The 17,064-nt window shown below is 65.6% G+C and carries 14 protein-coding genes; 6 read left to right on the forward strand and 8 right to left on the reverse strand.

Features of this window, described 5'->3' with window-relative positions:
- Positions 1-130 precede the first annotated feature (130 nt).
- Together odhB and lpdA are read left to right on the forward strand one after the other, a co-directional pair.
- The gene (odhB, locus tag HG800_RS19100; protein WP_169978409.1) at positions 131-1,384 is read left to right on the forward strand and encodes a 2-oxoglutarate dehydrogenase complex dihydrolipoyllysine-residue succinyltransferase; all 1,254 of its coding nucleotides are present in this window, start codon (positions 131-133) and stop codon (positions 1,382-1,384) included.
- 226 nt (positions 1,385-1,610) lie between these two features.
- Complete coding sequence (gene lpdA / locus HG800_RS19105; protein WP_169978411.1) at positions 1,611-3,017, forward strand: dihydrolipoyl dehydrogenase; 1,407 nt, start codon at positions 1,611-1,613, stop codon at positions 3,015-3,017.
- 81 nt (positions 3,018-3,098) lie between these two features.
- Here lpdA and HG800_RS19110 read toward each other — a convergent pair whose 3' ends face one another.
- From HG800_RS19110 to HG800_RS19145, 8 genes are all read right to left on the reverse strand, one after another.
- Entirely contained in the window at positions 3,099-3,992 is an 894-nt protein-coding gene (locus HG800_RS19110) for a DUF3472 domain-containing protein (RefSeq protein WP_169978413.1), read from the reverse strand.
- Between the two features lie 63 nt (positions 3,993-4,055).
- Entirely contained in the window at positions 4,056-4,484 is a 429-nt protein-coding gene (locus HG800_RS19115; RefSeq protein ID WP_169978415.1) for a hypothetical protein, read from the reverse strand.
- A 34-nt stretch (positions 4,485-4,518) separates the two neighbouring features.
- Complete coding sequence (locus HG800_RS19120; RefSeq protein WP_169978417.1) at positions 4,519-5,142, reverse strand: RNA polymerase sigma factor; 624 nt, start codon at positions 5,140-5,142, stop codon at positions 4,519-4,521.
- 188 nt (positions 5,143-5,330) lie between these two features.
- On the reverse strand, positions 5,331-6,368 hold the full coding sequence (locus tag HG800_RS19125) for a vWA domain-containing protein (protein ID WP_169978419.1): 1,038 nt from the start codon (positions 6,366-6,368) through the stop codon (positions 5,331-5,333).
- Positions 6,358-7,164, reverse strand: coding sequence for a hypothetical protein (locus HG800_RS19130; RefSeq protein WP_169978420.1), 807 nt, complete (start codon positions 7,162-7,164; stop codon positions 6,358-6,360). The genes HG800_RS19125 and HG800_RS19130 overlap by 11 nt, the downstream gene beginning before the upstream one ends.
- Positions 7,161-7,700 carry an ExbD/TolR family protein gene (locus tag HG800_RS19135; RefSeq protein ID WP_235963802.1) on the reverse strand — a complete coding sequence of 180 codons (540 nt, stop codon included), beginning with the start codon at positions 7,698-7,700 and terminating at the stop codon, positions 7,161-7,163. The genes HG800_RS19130 and HG800_RS19135 overlap by 4 nt, the downstream gene beginning before the upstream one ends.
- Entirely contained in the window at positions 7,697-8,170 is a 474-nt protein-coding gene (locus HG800_RS19140) for an ExbD/TolR family protein (RefSeq protein WP_169978422.1), read from the reverse strand. The genes HG800_RS19135 and HG800_RS19140 overlap by 4 nt, the downstream gene beginning before the upstream one ends.
- 65 nt (positions 8,171-8,235) lie before the next feature.
- Positions 8,236-9,114 carry a MotA/TolQ/ExbB proton channel family protein gene (locus HG800_RS19145; protein ID WP_235963814.1) on the reverse strand — a complete coding sequence of 293 codons (879 nt, stop codon included), beginning with the start codon at positions 9,112-9,114 and terminating at the stop codon, positions 8,236-8,238.
- Positions 9,115-10,059: 945 nt separating this feature from the next.
- Here HG800_RS19145 and HG800_RS19150 point away from each other — a divergent pair.
- The 4 genes from HG800_RS19150 (at position 10,060) to HG800_RS19165 (ending at position 16,982) form a co-directional block, all read left to right on the forward strand.
- Positions 10,060-11,013 (forward strand): ABC transporter ATP-binding protein, encoded by a 954-nt coding sequence (locus tag HG800_RS19150; protein WP_169978424.1) that lies wholly within the window; start codon positions 10,060-10,062, stop codon positions 11,011-11,013.
- A gap of 129 nt (positions 11,014-11,142) precedes the next feature.
- Complete coding sequence (locus tag HG800_RS19155; RefSeq protein WP_169978427.1) at positions 11,143-13,908, forward strand: ABC transporter permease; 2,766 nt, start codon at positions 11,143-11,145, stop codon at positions 13,906-13,908.
- Positions 13,905-15,392, forward strand: coding sequence for a hypothetical protein (locus HG800_RS19160; RefSeq protein WP_169978430.1), 1,488 nt, complete (start codon positions 13,905-13,907; stop codon positions 15,390-15,392). Before HG800_RS19155 ends, HG800_RS19160 begins: the two co-directional genes overlap by 4 nt.
- A 735-nt stretch (positions 15,393-16,127) precedes the next feature.
- A complete protein-coding gene (locus HG800_RS19165; protein WP_169978433.1) occupies positions 16,128-16,982 on the forward strand; it encodes a menaquinone biosynthesis family protein in 855 nt (284 codons plus the stop codon).
- Positions 16,983-17,064: the final 82 nt, after the last annotated feature.

Here is a 17,064-nt window from a genome sequence, read left to right on the forward strand (position 1 = left end):
CGAGCCTCGCCCGATCGGATCGAACTGCTTGAACCAAAACACCTTGCAATCGAACCGCACCGGCCTCCCCCTCCGTGCGCCCCGGCCCGGCGATGGGATTCGGGAGGCCCTCGAACCGAGTCTTCCCGCGATGGCAGCAGTCGAGATCAAAGTGCCGAGCGCCGGCGAGTCCGTCACCGAGGGGATCCTGTCGCGCTGGCTGAAGCCGGACGGCGCGCAGATCAAGTCGGGCGAGCCCCTGTTCGAGGTCGAGACCGACAAGGCCAGCACCGAAGTGCCCGCCCCGGCCGACGGCGTCTTGAAGATCAGTGTTCCCGAAGGCGAGACCGTCGAGGTCGGCTCGACCGTCGGCACGATCGACCCCTCCGGCACCCCCACCGAGGCCCCGAAGGCCGCCAAGGCCCCCGAGGCCGTGAAGACCGCCGAGCCTGCGAAGGCCGAGGCGGCCCCCTCCCCCTCCCCTGCCCCGTCTTCGAGCGGCAACGGCCCGATGGCGGGCACGCCGTCCCCCTCGGCGCGCCGCCTGGCCGAGGAGGAGAAGGTGGACCTGGCCAGCGTCGAAGGGAGCGGCCGAGGGGGTCGGATCACCAAGGGAGACGTGATCGGCGCGGTTGAGTCGCGCGGATCGGCCCCTGCTCCGGCCGCCGCACCGTCCGCCCCTGCCCCGTCGGCCGCGCCGAGGACCGGCCGGCAAACGCGCCAGCGGCTGCCGCTCATCCGTCAGAAGATCGCCCAACGCCTGGTGCACGCCCAGCAGACAGCCGCGATCCTGACGACCTTCAACGAGGCCGACATGTCGGCCGTCATGGCCCTGAGAGGCAAATATAAAGACGCCTACAAGGAGAAGCACGGGGTCAACCTCGGCTTCATGTCCTTCTTCGTCAAGGCGACGGTCGAGGCGCTCAAGGCCTTTCCGGCGGTGAACGCTCAGATCGATGGAAACGAAATTGTTTACAACAATTACTATGACATCGGCGTGGCCGTCAGCACCGAGCGGGGCCTGATGGTGCCGGTGATCCGTGATTGCGACACCCTGTCGTTCGCCGGAATCGAACAGACGATCGCCGGGTTCGGCAAGAAGGCCCGCGAGAACAAGATCGCGGTGGACGACCTGCAAGGGGGCACCTTCACGATTACCAACGGCGGCGTTTTCGGCTCGTTGCTCTCGACGCCGATCCTCAACCCGCCGCAGAGCGGCATCCTCGGCATGCACTCGATCCAGAAGCGCCCGATTGCCGTCGGCGATCAGGTCGTCATCCGACCGATGATGTACCTCGCCCTCTCCTACGACCACCGAATCATCGACGGCCGAGAAGCCGTCAGCTTCCTCGTTCGCATCAAGGAATGCATCGAAAACCCGGAACGCATGATGCTTGAGATCTGAGGGCAGGAGGCAGGAGGCGGTAGGCAGTGGGAAGGGGACACGGAGCGCGGGAGACTCGGCGATCCAGATTGCCACGAACCCGCCACGTTCGATCGGCCAACCGTGTTCTCCCCTCCGTCTCCTGCCTTCCGCCTTTTCTGCCGACTGCCTACTGCCTACTGCCTACTGCCTACTGCCTACTGCCTACTGCCTACTGCCTACCGCCTACTTCGAGAAAGGACCAGCAGTGTCGGACCGTTACGACTTGGTTGTCATCGGCGCGGGACCGGGCGGCTATGTGGCCGCGATCCGGGCGGCGCAGCTCGGCATGAAGGTCGCCTGCATCGAGAAACGGCCGACGCTCGGCGGGACCTGCCTGAACGTCGGATGCATTCCGAGCAAGGCACTTCTCGATTCGAGCGAGCTATACGAGCTGGCCACTCACCGCTTTTCCCGGCACGGGATCAAGGTCGATGGCGTCGGCCTCGACCTCGGCGCAATGATGGGCCGCAAGGATCAGGTGGTGAAGGAGCTGACCCAGGGGGTCGGCGGTCTCTTTCGCAAAAACAAGATTGAACCTGTCTATGGGTTCGGCAAGGTCGCCGGCCCGAACGCAGTTCACGTCACATTGAATGACGGCGGCGAGCGGACCCTGGAAACCAACGCGATTCTGCTGGCGACCGGGAGCGAGCCGATCGAGTTGCCCTTCCTCAAGTTCGACGGCCAGACGATCGTCGGCTCGACCGAGGCGTTGGCCTTCGAGCAGGTGCCGGAGCATCTGGTCGTGGTTGGCGGCGGATACATCGGCCTGGAGCTGGGATCGGTCTGGAAGCGGCTCGGGGCGAAGGTCACGGTCATCGAGTTCTTGCCCCGAATCGTCCCGATCGTCGATCACGAGCTGGGCAATCAATTGTACAAGATCTTGCAAAAGCAAGGACTTGAGTTCCAGCTCGAAACGAAGGTGACCGGCGCCGAGGTCAAGAACGGCAAGGCCACTCTCTCGGCCGAGACCAAGGACGGCAAGACGCTGACGTTCGACTGCGACAAGGTACTTGTCTCGGTCGGCCGACGCGGCTATCTCGACGGGCTCGGCCTGGACGCGGTCGGGGTCGAGCACGACCCGAAGGCGGGCAAGGTGACGATCGACGCGCACTTCCGCACCACCGTCCCCTCGATCTACGCCCTGGGCGACATCGTCAGCGGGCCGATGCTCGCGCACAAGGCCGAGGAGGAAGGGGTCGCCTTTGCGGAACTCCTCGCCGGCAAGCCGGGGCACATCAATTACGAGACGATCCCGAGCGTCATCTACACCTGGCCCGAGATCGCCAGCGTCGGCCTGACCGAGGAACAGGTCAAGGAAAAGGGGATCGACTACCGCGTGGGCAAGGCCCCCTTCGTCGCCAACGGCAGGGCCAAGGCGATGGACGAGAAGGACGGCATCGTCAAGGTGCTGGCCGATGCCAAGACCGACCGCGTGCTCGGCGTGCATATCATCGGGCCGAGGGCCTCGGATATGATCGCCGAGGCGGTCGCCGTCATGGAGTTCGCCGGCAGCGCCGAGGACATCGCCCGCATCTGCCACGGCCACCCGACCCTCTCCGAGACGCTCAAGGAAGCCGCCCTGGCCGTGGACAAACGCACGATCAATTGCTGATTGATCGACACAGTTGACCCGCGCCCCGGACTCAATCACGGTGTCCGGGGTGCCCTTCCGTTGAAGACGACGCGAGACGGATCAAGGCGTGCCTTTTTGTTCCCCATCGATCAGAACCACCTGCCGCGCCTCGCGATTGGCCACGGGACGGCCTACGGTGATCACGATCGAGCCGTCCTTCGCCACCGCGTCGGCGACGTCGGGAACTCCGTTCGGATAGACAGCCGTCGCCCTCCGGAGCGGAGCCGGCCGGCCGTTGATCACGGGAGGCCCGAAGGTGACCGTCAACTCCGGGATCTCGGAGACGGGACGGAGAGGCCCGTAAATCTCGACGAAGTTGGCGATCGAAGGCTTCAGGACGAGGTTCTCTCCCGGCACACGCAAAGCACCGATGAAAATGTTCTCGTGACGCTCATGCGAGTAAACGAACGCCCCGACCCAGGTGAAGGGAGCGCCGTCGATCTCCTCGCGATCCATGCGGACGAGGCGATAGGTATACGTCCCTTTTGACCAGGCATGGGGGCGTCGGACGCTGATAAAATCACCCTCGTGCCCGGAACTCTGAAGCAGGCCCCCGGCAGAGGGTCGAATCGCGTCGAGCCTGCGCTCGCCCCACATCGAGAACAGGAAGCCGGGGCCAATGCGTCGGAGTCGCTGATCGTCTCGGGTGTAGCCGTCGGCCTGGGTCTGGATGCCGCCGTAAAAGGGGGTGTCTCCCAGGTGACCAAGTCCGATCGGAGCGATGTAAAGGTTGACCGAGGCGGGAACGTCGTCGCTGATCGCCACGTCCACCGCCAGGCTCTCAAAGGGCATGGGCGCATGAAGATCCCACCACATATCGACCAGATGCCAGGGCATCGGCGCGTACGATCCCTCGTCCCTCGCCTCCTGTCCAGGGACGATACCTGAGCCGACCGAGCCACTGACGGCAAGCATGGCAAACAGCGCCATGACAACGAATCGAGCATCTCGCATCGGTGCCGTTCCTCGAAGCGAAGCAGAACGTGAGGGAGGGCGATCACTCAGCGCAGCGCACGATCAATCCTCATCACCGCTGAGCAGGTGACGGCTCGACTGGAAGTAGCGGCGCTGGCGGGTCTGAGACGTCGGGGCATCGGCCGCGAACTGGCCGCGAAGGTCGTCGAGGTTCGCCCGGCAGAAGGGGCACTCGATGACATCGAGATGAAACGTGATGTAGTCGTGATAATCGGGATCAAGCGCCTCGATCAGGTAGCTGCCCAGGTCCTCTCGCGACGGGCAGGAAAGCCGAGCCCGCCGCCAGATGGCGCCCAGGGTGTGGATGGCGCTTTCGGGGCGGTCCTGGCGGACGTCTTCGAGGCGTTGCCGGAGCGAGGCCGAGCCGCGCAACGCCCGCTCGACGCGGGCCATCTCGGCACCCGAGAGGGATTCGGCCAGGTAGGCCCGGAGCGTCTCATCGTCGATGGCGGGGGGGGCGGGGTCGGCCATGAGGCTAGGGTTCCGTTCCGGTCCGTTCAATCAATCAGTCCAGACCGCCAAGGCTCATGCCGGCGCGGCGGGCCATTTCTTTCAGGCGGCTGATGGTCTGGAACTTGTAGCTGGCGACGGCCTGTTCGGTCAGGTCAAGATGGGTGGCGACGTCCTTGTTGGCCCACCCCTTGACGATCAAGAGTTCCAGGCAGCGCAAGCGGTTGAAATCCCCCTTGGCTTGCCAGTCCGCGATGATCTGCCCTAGGGCTTCGGTCAACAGGCGTTCCTCGGCGTCTCGGCGTTCAGAGCTTCGGGCGATGCTGCTGGCCGCTCGGGCGGGGCCGGCGACTTCTTCGAGGGGTCGGCCGTGGTCGTCGGAGCCGAACTGGTCGATCGGCCGACGCCCCTGGCGACGGAGCTGGTCGGTCAGCTTGTGGGCGGCGATCGAGAAGAGGTAGGCCTCCAGATCGCGGCGGTCGTCGAAGTTTGGCAGGCTGGTCAGGAAGCCGATGAAGGTCTCCTGCACCACGTCCTCGCTGGTCGCCCGGTCGTGCAATCGGCTATCGACAAAGGCGAGCAACCGCCCCTCGTAGCGCTCGATGAGCACCTGCCAGGCGCGCATATCGCCCTCACGAATCTGGGCGATCAACAGCATGTCGGCTTCGGAAGCGGCCATCAGACCTCGGTCGGCGTCAAGCCCTGGTGTATCGCCACCCTACGGATCAGGTCGTGACGTGTTCCCGATCATGATACGACGTGGCGGGGGGATCGAGCCAACGAATTCTCTCGGACGATGCCCGATTCTCTCCATTTTTTCCAGTCGACGGGTCGGGGTCGATCGGCCGCGAGCCGAGCCGGTTGGGATCAATCGCGAGAGAATCGTTGCGCGGCGAAGGTCATGACGTTGATGTACCGGTATCCCCCTCCGGTCGCATTGGCCAGGGTGCGCAACGGGACCGACAGCCCGGAGTCGGGGCCGATGCCGAACTCAATGGCCTGCACGCGGATCGGGCCGGCGGCTCGGATGAGCAGCTCGGCCTCGCGGTCGGTCATGTCGTCGGCGTCGGTCAGAAAAAAGATGACCTCGGGCTGCATGGCGTAGGCGGCCATCAGGGCGTCGACGTGATTCGTGCCGCCGTCGGCGGGAATGTCGGAAAGTCTCGACTCGAACCGGGCCTTGTTCGCCGAATCGGCCGGCATCATCCGGGGGCGTCCGGTCGCGTCGAGAAACGGCGTGGCCCGTTCGTTGTAGAAGACAACGCCGAATCGGGCGTCGTCGGGCAATCGGCGAAGGCTGGCGAGCAGTTCGCGCTTGGCCATGTCGATCGAGCTGCGGTTAGTCATGCTGGCCGATCGGTCGATGACGTAGACGAACGATGTGGCCCGTTCCTTCGCACCGAAGAACTCGGTCCCGGCACCAATGCCCTGCCCCTGGCCTCCTCCGGAGCCGCCGCCGTCTCCGCCGCCGCCGCCGGTGCCCGGGCCGGGCAAGACCCCGACGCCGGGCATCGTGGGCAAGGGCAAGGGCTCGGCACCGTCATTCGGAGACGCCGCGGTCGGCACGGCCAGAATCTCGTCGATCAGGGAATCGGCCACGGCGTCGGGATCGGTCATGGTCGTCGCCTGCACGTCGACCATCGCGCCGAGCCGTTCCATCTGCTCGGGGGTCAGGGTGCCTCCCAGGTCCCCCGGCCCTCCTCCGGGAGCGACCCCCGAGGCTCGGTTGTCGACCGGCCCGATTTCGCCGACCAGGCCGGGCGGTTCCTCGTCCGAGGCGCCTCGGGGCAAAACGGCCTGCAAGACGAACAGCGAGCAGACAATCAGGATGGCCCCGTGAAAGGCCGCCGAGCCGAGCAAGGCCCGCAAATCGGTCAGGGGGGATCGGCCGAGTTCAAGAGGCATGGCGCGGTCCTCCTCGGTCGGGGTCCGATCGTCGGCCGTCCGATCCCGTTGGGGACTCCAGGTGAGGACCCGAATCGGCTTCAGCCGGGCCGTCGAGGAACTCCGGAGGCGGGCCGTCGATCGCGTCTCGGAGCCGTCGCCGCGGTCGAGGACGCGTGAGGAACTGACGGACGATCACCGAAATCACGGCCGCAGCCACGATCAGGCCGACCAGCCAGTCGATCTCTCGGAACGGGCCGATCGGCTGCCAGCGGCCCCGGGCGGGGCCTCGGATCACTTCCGGAGGCTCCGGACCGACGAGCAACGGGGCCAGCCTCGGTTCGTCGGCCGCCTCGTAGCGTACTCGCTTGTGATAGGTCCCGGTAAAGCGAACGGTTCCGCCGAGAGGGGTCGGGTCGCCCCCCTCGGGCTCGGCGTAGACGAGACAGGTCGGGTTGCCGGTCTTCGAGGCGATCCAGAGCTCGACCAGCGGCGGATACTCGCCAATCGCCCCCTGTCGGAAACGTCGGGCGGCGCGACCTTCAATGATGACCCGGCGGCCGAGCCAGTCGTCGGGACGCTCCCAAAGGTCGGCGAAGGTCACGGGCATCGGGTCGGCCGCGCCCGGCTCGACGGGTTGCAGGGCCTTGCGGTAGGCGTCGAGGTCGGCCAGCGTGAGCGGATCGTCCCCAACCTGATTCGGAGCGGCCGCGAGGGGCGATCCGGCCAGGCCGATTACCAGCAACAGCAGCAGCAACCGCACCCCCCCGCAGGCGAAGCCGAGCGATCGCCGAAGCGCGGAGCGGCGCGCGATCATGGCAAGCCCCCCCCTGCCGGATCGGCGGCCGGACCGGCCAGGCGGACCGAGTCGACCCCTGCGGCCGAGCAGGAGCCGATGATCCGCGCCGCCTCCTCGTAGCGGAGGCGGTCGTCGGCTTCGAGCCGGACCTTCACCGGCTCGCCGGCCAGTTGCTCGCGATAGCGGCGGAGCCGGTCGCGGAGGGCCGCCGGATCGGGAACGGGAGCCCCCTGGAGGGTCAACGAGACGAGGTCGCCCAGCTCGTCGGCCTCGGCCCGGACGAGCAGGTCGGTCTCCAGGTCGGGCATCGAGGCGGCCGATCCGGGACGCGGGCTTCCTTCTGATGCGTCGGGAGCGGCCACCAACGCCGCCGGGGTCGCGGGCAGGTACAGGTCAATCCGCGTCTCACCGCTCGGGGCCTGGAAGGTGAGGATGAAGAAGGCGAGGAGCTGGAAGGACATGTCGAGCATCGGCGCGACCGGAAACTCGACGATGTGCTCGGGAGACTTCTTCCATCTCGTGTGGGGGGCGGTGTCGGGTCCGAGCATGGTCATGGCCGCGCCTCCTCCATCATGACGACCAGGCTGAACCGGGCGAACCCGGAGCGCTGGGCCGTGGCCAGGCTCGACCGAACCGCGCCGAACGGGGCGTCGCGATCGGCCCGAATAATGACCTGGGTGGTCAGCTCATCGAGCGATTCCCCGAGCAGCGAGGCCCCCCGGAAGCGTCGGGCGGCCTGCTCGGTCCACCACTCCTGGGCCTCGGCACCGCTGCGCTCGCGGTTGCCGGCGATCAGGCGTCCGGCAGCGTCGATGACGACCACCAGGCGATCATCGCTGGCCAATGCTCCCGGCAAGGCGGCCGGGGCGACGGGCAAGCGGACCTCGCGATCAGCCGTTTCAATCTGTGTGCCGAAGTGGACGAGCATCATGAAGAACGTGATGAGCTGCAAGACGACGTCGAGCAGCGGCGTCAGGTTCATTTCCAGGCGGTACGGGTCGCCTTCGGGGTCGCGTCTCGGCATGGGGCTTGACCGGCCTGATCACGAAAAAAAAAGAGCGCCGCGCGTGAACAATAGAACCGCGTGAATCAGTCGTCTCGCGAGGGCGAAGGCCCGCCGAGCGGGGTCCGAGGCGGGTTCGTCGGGCTACTCGGCGGAGGCATCGGCATGGCTCCGGTGCTGGGCGCGACGGCCAGAGGATGGGGCGATCGAACCCCCGATGCAAACTGCTCCAGAAGGGACTCGGCCGCCAGCTCGACCTCAAGCGAGAGCCGGGCAATCCGATTGCGAAAGATGGCGTAGAAGGTGATCGCCGGAATGGCCACGCCGATGCCGAGCAGGGTGGCGAAGAGGGCCGTCGAGATGCCGCCGGCCAGCAGGCTGGCCTCGGGCTGCCCCTCGGCTGACATGGCCCGGAAGGCGATGATCATGCCGTAGACCGTGCCAAACAGGCCGATCAGCGGGCCAAGCGTGCCGACGGTGGCCAGATAGGCCGTGCGGTGCTCCATCTCCATCGTCACGTCGTCGTTGACCATCTGCATCGACCGCAAGGCCGCCGGCTGGCCGTTGGGCAGCTTGCGGACGCCGGCCGAAAGCACCCGACCCAGGAACGACCGATCGCTGTTGACGATCTCGAAGGCCGTCGAGTACTGCCGTTGCATCAGTTGTGTGTTCAGGTCGCGGGTCAGACGCTCGGGAATCGCCACCCCCCGGCGGTACTCGAAGTACATCCAGACGACCAGCGCCACCAGATAGAACGACATCAAGAGCAAGACCACGCCGATCGGCCCGGTCGAGGTGATCATCAGCTTCAGAAACGACGTGTCGAAGCCTCCGGTCGATTCCTCGGCAGCGGCAGCAGGCATTTCCTCGGCCTGGCCGAACACGACCAGGGGAGCCAACAGCACGGCCAAAAGGATAACCGGGGCCGCGATCACACGCCGTCGGCCGATTCGGGGGCACAGCATCCTGGGCACGGATCGGGTCCACCTGGGGTCGGGCGCGGCGTCTCGACCGGCAGCCGATGACCCGAACGGGCCGATCGAGCTGCACGAAGACATTCATCTTAGTCCAATTCTTAACTTGCGACAACGCCTGCCGATTGGGCCAAACCCGAGTGCCGACTTCTGGAGCAATGCCGGTTCCGAAAGGGTTCGCCGGACCCGTCGAGTCACCCTATTGAAGAGCGCTCCATGCGATCCGGAAGGGAAACGGGTGCGACTTCGCGTTTCGTGCGGGGTCGTCGCGCCCCAGCCGGATGGCACAGGTTTTCGGGTGGCACGGGTTCCGTCCCCGTGTTCGGTGCAGGGACATGGGTGACACCTGCAAAGGACGGGGGGGTCGAGTCTTCAAAAGAGAGACTCGCTCCAACCAACAACGCCAGGACGCCCCAGCCACTCCCGGCCGCCTTTTCCGCAACGATCCCGCAACCCCGAAACTTTAGCGATCGTTCCGGCCGCTCGTTGGAAAAAAAGCGGCCGCGGCTGTGGCGAGCCGGGCGGGTCGATCGGACTGTTCGGGTTTGTCGGTAGGTCAAGTGGGCGATGACCTTGCACAAAGGCCCCTCGACGGGGGATGATGGTGGCGTGACTGATCCAGACCCGTCAAGGTCGTCTCTTTTTGAGGCGATCGAACCGAAGTCCGGCCTCGGTCGTAGAAGCCGCAAACTCCTCCCGCTCCGATCGCTCTGCGCTCCGATCTCGGGGCGAGCGCAATCGCTTCGGTCATTCGGCCGGAAGGGTCAACGCGGGAACGTCTGATCGGATTCTTCCGTGATCGCAATCGCATCGATCCGTCGTCTGCTTTTGAAGTCGCAACGCCCTTGACCCCGTTTCACTCGGGTCGGGCTGAGCCCTTCGCTCGCATTTTCTTTTCGTTTTTTCGAACTCATCCAGCATGCAGGGCGCCTGGCGATGAACTCCGACGTCATCATCGAGACCCGGAACCTGACCAAGGTCTACCGCGATTTCTGGGGGCGCCCGAAGGTGCTGGCCCTCAAGGCCCTGGACCTGAAGGTTCACCGAGGGGAAATCTTTGGCCTGCTCGGCCCCAACGGCTCGGGCAAAACCACGACAATCAAGCTCTTGCTTGGCCTCCTCTTCCCGACCGAAGGAGAGGCCTTCCTCTTCGGCGAGTCGGCCACCAATGTCGCCAAGAACGAGCGGCTTGGCTACCTGCCCGAAGAGTCGTACCTCTACAAGTTCCTCAACGCCGAAGAAACGCTCCACTTCTACGGCCGCTTGTTCAAAATCAGCCCGAGCGAGCGAAAAAAGCGGGTCGATCAACTGATCGACATGGTCGGCCTGACCGCCGCCAAGCACCGGCAGATTCGCGAATACTCCAAGGGCATGCAGCGCCGGATCGGTCTGGCCCAGGCACTCATCAACGACCCGGAGATGATCCTGCTCGACGAGCCGACCTCGGGCCTCGACCCGATCGGCACCTCCGAGATCAAGGACCGCATCCGAGAGCTTCGCGAGCGCGGCAAGACGATCATCCTCTCCGGCCACTTGCTGGCCGACATGCAGGACATCTGCGACCGGATCGCCATTTTGCACCGCGGCGAGCTGAAGGAGCTGGGCGAGGTCCGCGACCTCTTGACCGTGCAGGACGTCACCCAGATCAAGACCAAGGACCTGCCCCCGGCCGCACTGCCCGAAATCGAGGCGATCATCAAGCGACACGGCGGCGAGGTTCTGGCCGTCGATCACCCGACGACCACGCTCGAAGAGCTCTTCCTGCGGATCGTCCGCGAGAGTGACCTGCACCCTGGCCGCCGACGGGTGGGCGACCGCCCCGGCATGCCCGCCTCGGCCGCGGGAGACGGCGCCCCCGCCGCTCCGGAGACTGCGGCCAAGGGGTCCTGAGTCGATCGTCGTGGTCGTCCACCGAGGTGGACGACCACGACACGCTCCCTCAAGGGCTCATCACGGGCCTCGCGGCGATTGTTTCCCTTCATTCCCGTCCTTTATCCGCTTCTGGAGTCTCCCCGAGCGATGTCTGCGCTGAGTTTTCTCCTGATGCTTTGCTGGGCACAGGCCGGCGGCGATCAGGCCGCCCCCGACGCCCCGCCGGGTTCGTCCACCCTGCCGGCCCAGGCGATTGTCACCGACGAGGCCTCTGGTGCCCCCGCCCCAGCCCCCGCCGCTCCCGGAGCCGGTGGCGACGGTGCCCCGATGGTGGCTCCCGCGGTCGCCGTAGCCGACCAGATGGCCCCCTGGCAATACTGGATTCTCTTGATCGGCGACCCTCGGGCCACGGTGCCGGTCTGGTGGGGTCCGCTGCTGAGCTGGGCCAAGGTAATCTCGCTGGCTGGTTTGCTCGGCTGGATCGGGGCCTGGGTCCTCTCATCGTTACGCGGTCGGCGGCGGCCGAAGGTGACGATCGGCGGCGCCCGGCCCATCGACCTGGCCTTGCTGCTTGCCATCCTCGTTGGCATCGGCAGTATCTTTGTCCGGGTGGCTCAGGGCTCGGGACAGTTGCCCGACATCCAGTTGGCTGGCGTCTCGGTCTCGTCGCTGGTGGGCCTGATCTGCCTCGGCGTCGGGTTGCTTTGGCTTGAGGTGGTGCTCTGGTCCGGCATTCTCCGGCAGCGAAGCGTGGGAGACATGCTGGTGCTGGCCGGGATTCACCTGGCCCTGTTCTTCGCCGTGGCCGTGGCCCTGAGCTTGCCGAAAAGCTCGGTGCAGCTCTTCGGGCCAGGGCTGGGCATGGCTCCCAACACGGCGATGGTCGATGCCCAGGGAGCCCTGACCCCCTCCGGCGTGGTGGCCCTGACCTTGCTGGCCGTGCAGATGGCCCTGACCTACATGGGTTTCGTCGTCCTGCTGCGGATCACCCTGCTGGTCATCGGCGAGGTCGCCCGGGTGCGCCCCCGACGACTCTTTGCAATGGGCAAATTCAGCTGGGTCGAGTCGTTCCGCAAGACGCGCATCCCCTGGGCCGTGCTGGTGATCTTCCTCTTGATCCTCGCCTTCACCCACTGGTTCCTCCAGCCTCCCGATGCACTCCGGCAGGCCGAGCTGAGCCGCCTCTACGTCGGCACCTTGATGCTTTTGTCGTCAATCTTGCTGACGATCATGGTGGCGATTCTTACCCCCATCTCGCTGCCCAACGACATCCGCTTTCAGACGATTTACACGATCGTCACCAAGCCGGTCCGCCGTCTGGAAGTCGTCTGGGGCCGGATGTTCGGCTTCATGGCGGTCGTCACGGTGTTGATCCTCGCCCTCGGTGGCATCAGCCTGATCTACCTCGACCGTAACGTCGGAGGCCGGATCGAGGAGCTTCGGGCCGAGATCGCCGAGGCTCGCGAAGTGGGTCTGACGAACCGGGCCACGCAGCTGTCCTCGCAGCTCGATCAGTTGGAGACCCGCATGTCGGCCCGGCTGCCGATCGACGGGTCGTTGACCTTCATCGACTCGGTCGGCGAGCCGAGGATCAAGGGGATTGACGTCGGCCAGGAGCTGGAAATCCGCAGCTTCGTCGAAGGAGCCACCCAGGCCGAGGCCTCCTGGCTCTTTGGCGAGAACCTCCCGCACCCGGTCGACCGCCTCTTCCCGAACCGGCCCGGCTTGCCCTTCCCGACCCAGTCGAAACCCGTTCCCCTGAACCTCCTGCTCGTCTCCGGAACGGTGGAAGACCTCGCCAACCGCATCTACGACCTGGCCTACGAGCGCATGGAGCTGGAGGGGCAAAAGCAAGGGGCCGAGCCGAGCGAACTCTCACGCATCAACGCTCGTATTACTCGCAACGAGGAACAGCGCGGGAGCCTCAATCAGCAGTACCAGGAACTCGTCGGCCGCTACGTCGAGCTGATGGACCAGGCTCAGGCCGCCACAGACGATGCCGAGGCCGATCGGCTCCTCGAAGAGGCCGCGGCCCTGCGATCGCCCGATGTTCCCGTGCAGATGACCTTCACCGTTTATCGGACCACCAAGGGACGCCCCGGCGAGCCGGTCTATGCGTCGATTCAGGTCGTCCACCCGTTCTCCAGCGAGGCCCCGATGTTCCCGGGCGATCCTCAGCCAACCCCGTTGATCTTCGACCCCCTGGCTCAGGAATTCGCCGGACGGGCCAACCCCTTGATTCCGGAACTGGTTTACAGCGACACCTTCGACGTCCGGGAGTACTACACCAACAAGTGGTCCTTCCCGGCCTCGATGCTCGTCGGCAGCCGGGGTTACCTGACGATCCAGGTCCAGTGCCTGAGCCCGACCCAGTACCTCGGCATGGCCGAAAACGACCTGTTCATCGTCGCCAGCCAGGGCTCGTTCCTGGTCAACTACCTGAAGGGACTGGCCGGGATCTGGCTGCAAGCCATGGTCCTGACCGCCATCGGCGTCTGGGCCGGCACCTTCCTCAGCTGGCCGGTCGCCCTCTTGATTACCGTCTTCTTCTTCGTCGCCGGCGAAGTTTTCTTCCCGATCCTCAGTCAACTGGCCAGCGGCCAGATGACCGGCGGTGGGCCGTTCGAGTCCTTGATCCGCATGATCTCGCACCAAAACCAGATGGCGGATCTTGATGCAACCCTCGGCGTGATCCTGGCCAAGTCGCTCGACGCGATCGTCGTGCCGATCATGTCGTTGTTGATCTTCATCGTGCCGAACTTCTCGGCCATGGACCTCTCGAACCTCGTGGCCGACGGCTTCGCCATCCAGTGGCAAACCCTGGGGGCGAACATCCTGCTGGCCCTGGCCTACGCCCTTCCCTTCTCGATCGCCGGCTATTTCATCCTGAAAAATCGCGAGGTGGCCGCATGAGTACGCTCTCCATCCGGGCCAAACAAATTCTCTATGGCTCGTTGATCATCGGACTCTTCGCCGTCATGGTCCCCTACGGCCAGTGGCTGCAAGGCGAGAAAAGTCGGCGGGACCTGGGCGAGGCCACCCTCGGCGAGGTCAACGCCGGAAGCTTCATGCTCAAGCTGGCCATGATCGGCGGCTTCCGAGGCGTCGTCGCCAACGCCCTCTGGATGCAGGCCCAGGAACTCCAGCGCCTGCAGGAGTGGGACCAGCTCAAAACCCGAGTCGACCTGATCACCAAGCTCCAGCCCCACTTCCTCTCCATCTGGACCTTCCAGGGCTGGAACCTCGCCTACAACGTCTCGGTCGAGTGGGACGACCCAGCGGATAAATACATCTGGATCAAAAACGGCATCAACTTCCTCCGCGAAGGCGTGACCAACAACCCCAAGAGCCCCGACCTCGTCTGGGACACCGCCTGGACCTACTACCACAAGGTCGGCTTCGCTGACGAGTCGATCATCCTCCGCCAGCTCTTCCATGAAGATGTGGACGAGGACTTCCGCACCGACCCCGTCGACAACCGCATCTACGACGATAACTTCAAGGTCTCCCGCGGCTGGTTCGAGCTGGCCGTCGACCGCGCCGACGACTTCCAGCGCCTCGCCACCGAGCTGGAAACCCCCGTCGAGTTCGTCGACCCCGTCGAAAACCGCAAAGGACGTCCCGGCGACCTGGCCTTCCGCACCATGGCCGCCCACGCCCAGACCCGCTACGCCGCGGCCCTGGAGAAGCGCAGCAAGGTCAACGTCCCCGCCCAGTTCGGCGAACGGGCCCGAGGCGAGTGGGACCTGGCCGAAACGGAATGGCTGAAGTTCGGAGACTACGAGTTCCGCTCTCCCAACGCCCTCCGCATTCAGGGCGAACTCGTCGCCCAGCCGATCCGCATCGGCGACGTGCTCGAACCCGCCTTGATCGAACAGTACCGGACCGACACCGATTACTGGGCCGATCTGCTCAGCCGATACGAGGACAAGGACATCCGCGAGGTCACGCTCGACGAGGCCGAGCGCCTGACCGACAACAAGATGGCCTGGACCGACCGCTGGGCCAACCAGAACAACTTCCGCTACTGGATCGAGCGCTGCCGAGCCGAGCGAGAGCCCGAAGGCGTCCGCGCCCGACAGCTTTTCTACGAAGGCTACCTCGCCTACCTCAACGCCGACTTCCCGACGGCGGCCGACACCTACCGCGAGGGGCTCGACCTCTGGAAGTCGGTCCTCGACAACTTCCCGACCTACCGCGATGACGACCTGAACCGCAAGGACACCGGCCAGGCGGTCCTCCGCTACGTCGAGGCCCTCCGCCAGGCCGGCCGCGAGGTCCCCGAGGACATGCCCTTCGCCGAACTGCTCGAAGGCGCCGAGCTCGACCCGATGCTCGACCCGTTCGACGCCCTCGACATGCTCGGCCCGATCGGCGACGCGGGCGAGGAAGGCTGATCGCCTCCTTCGCCCGGCCTCCCGATGCTTCGGCCCCCCGTTGATCCGCTCGGCCGCCGCTCCGATCCCCTGGTGCCCAGGTGGACCGGAGCGGCGGCCTTGCCTATTCTAAACGTGAGATCGGATTCCGACACACCCTGCGAACGGGGCCAGGACCTTTGCAACGTCGCTTGCGTAGGACCGTGTCCACCCTTCAATGGTGTGTCGCCCTGTGACCCTGGGTGGCCCCGGTTGCTCGCCAACCGGGGTTGCGGAGCGACGAGAGGCTGCGGTGCGGCCCCCCGCGGCCTCATGCGGCTTCGCCGCCCCGATTGCTTGCCAATCGGGGCCACCCAAAACGCATCAATTGAGAATGGAAACGGTCGTAGGGTGCGTCGAGTCTTCGATAACGCACCGATCCGCCTTCGCGGTGCGTCTTCGAAGACTCGAAGCACCCTACGAAACCACGAAACTCGTCTCGCCCACCGATGGCCCCTCACCCGGCCTTCGGCCACCCTCCCCCCCGTTTACCGGGGCGAGGGTTGAGATGGCACAATCTCCTTCTCCCCCGGTTGCGGGGAGAAGGCCGGGGTGAGGGAGTTTCGCCTGATCGACCGCGTTCATGGTTCGGTCGAGCATTACGGCCGCCTCTCCAGGAAAACCGACCCAGACGCGACCGCCTCCCTTGCCCGTGTCATCACAACCTGCCGTTCTGTTGATTGATCCCTCACCCCGCCCCGAGGCTTCCACGATCCCATGAGTACCGACGGCCGGCGCACCATTCGAGTTGGACATTCCCCCGACTCCGACGACGCCTTCATGTTCTACGCCCTGGCTCACGACAAACTCGACACGGGCGACCTGCACTTTGTCCACCAGCTCGAAGACATCGAGACCCTGAACCGACGCGCCCTCAACGGCGAGCTGGAAGTCTCGGCCGTCAGCATCCACGCCTACGCCCACCTGGCCGACACCTACGCCCTGCTCGCCTCCGGCTCCAGCATGGGCGACCGCTACGGCCCGAAGCTCATCGCCCGCGAGCCGATGACCCTCGACGACCTCCGCGCCCGCAAGCCCACCATCGCCGTCCCCGGCACCCTCACGACCGCCTACCTCACCCTCCAGCTCTGCCTGGGCAAGGACGTGCCGGTCACGGTCGTCCCCTTCGACCAGATCATCCCGACCGTCCTCGAAGGCAAGGCCGACGTCGGCCTGATCATCCACGAAGGGCAGCTCTACTACCCCGACCAGGGCCTGCACCAGATCGTCGACCTGGGCGAGTGGTGGTTCCAGGAGACCGGCCTGCCGCTCCCCCTCGGCGGCAACGTCGTCCGCCGCGACCTCGGCCAGGAGACCGTCGAGCGCATCGCCCGCCTGCTCAAGCAGAGCATCCAGTACGCCCTCGACCATCGCCAGGAGGCGCTCGACTACGCCCTGACCTACGCCCGAGGGCTCGACCCGAACCTCGCCGACCGCTTCGTCGGCATGTACGTCAACGACTGGACCGTCGACTACGGCGACCGCGGCCGCGAGGCCGTCCGCACCCTCCTCCGCCGCGCCGAGGCCGCCCAGCTCCTCCCCGGCCCCGTCGATGTCCAGTTCGTCGGCTGACGGAACGTTTTCCCATTGAAGCAAAAGCTGGGGTCAGGATGACCCCAGCCACCCCGCCGATTGCCCGCGAAGATGTGGATGG

Source organism: Tautonia rosea, from assembly GCF_012958305.1.
GTDB classification, from domain to species: Bacteria; Planctomycetota; Planctomycetia; order Isosphaerales; family Isosphaeraceae; genus Tautonia; species Tautonia rosea.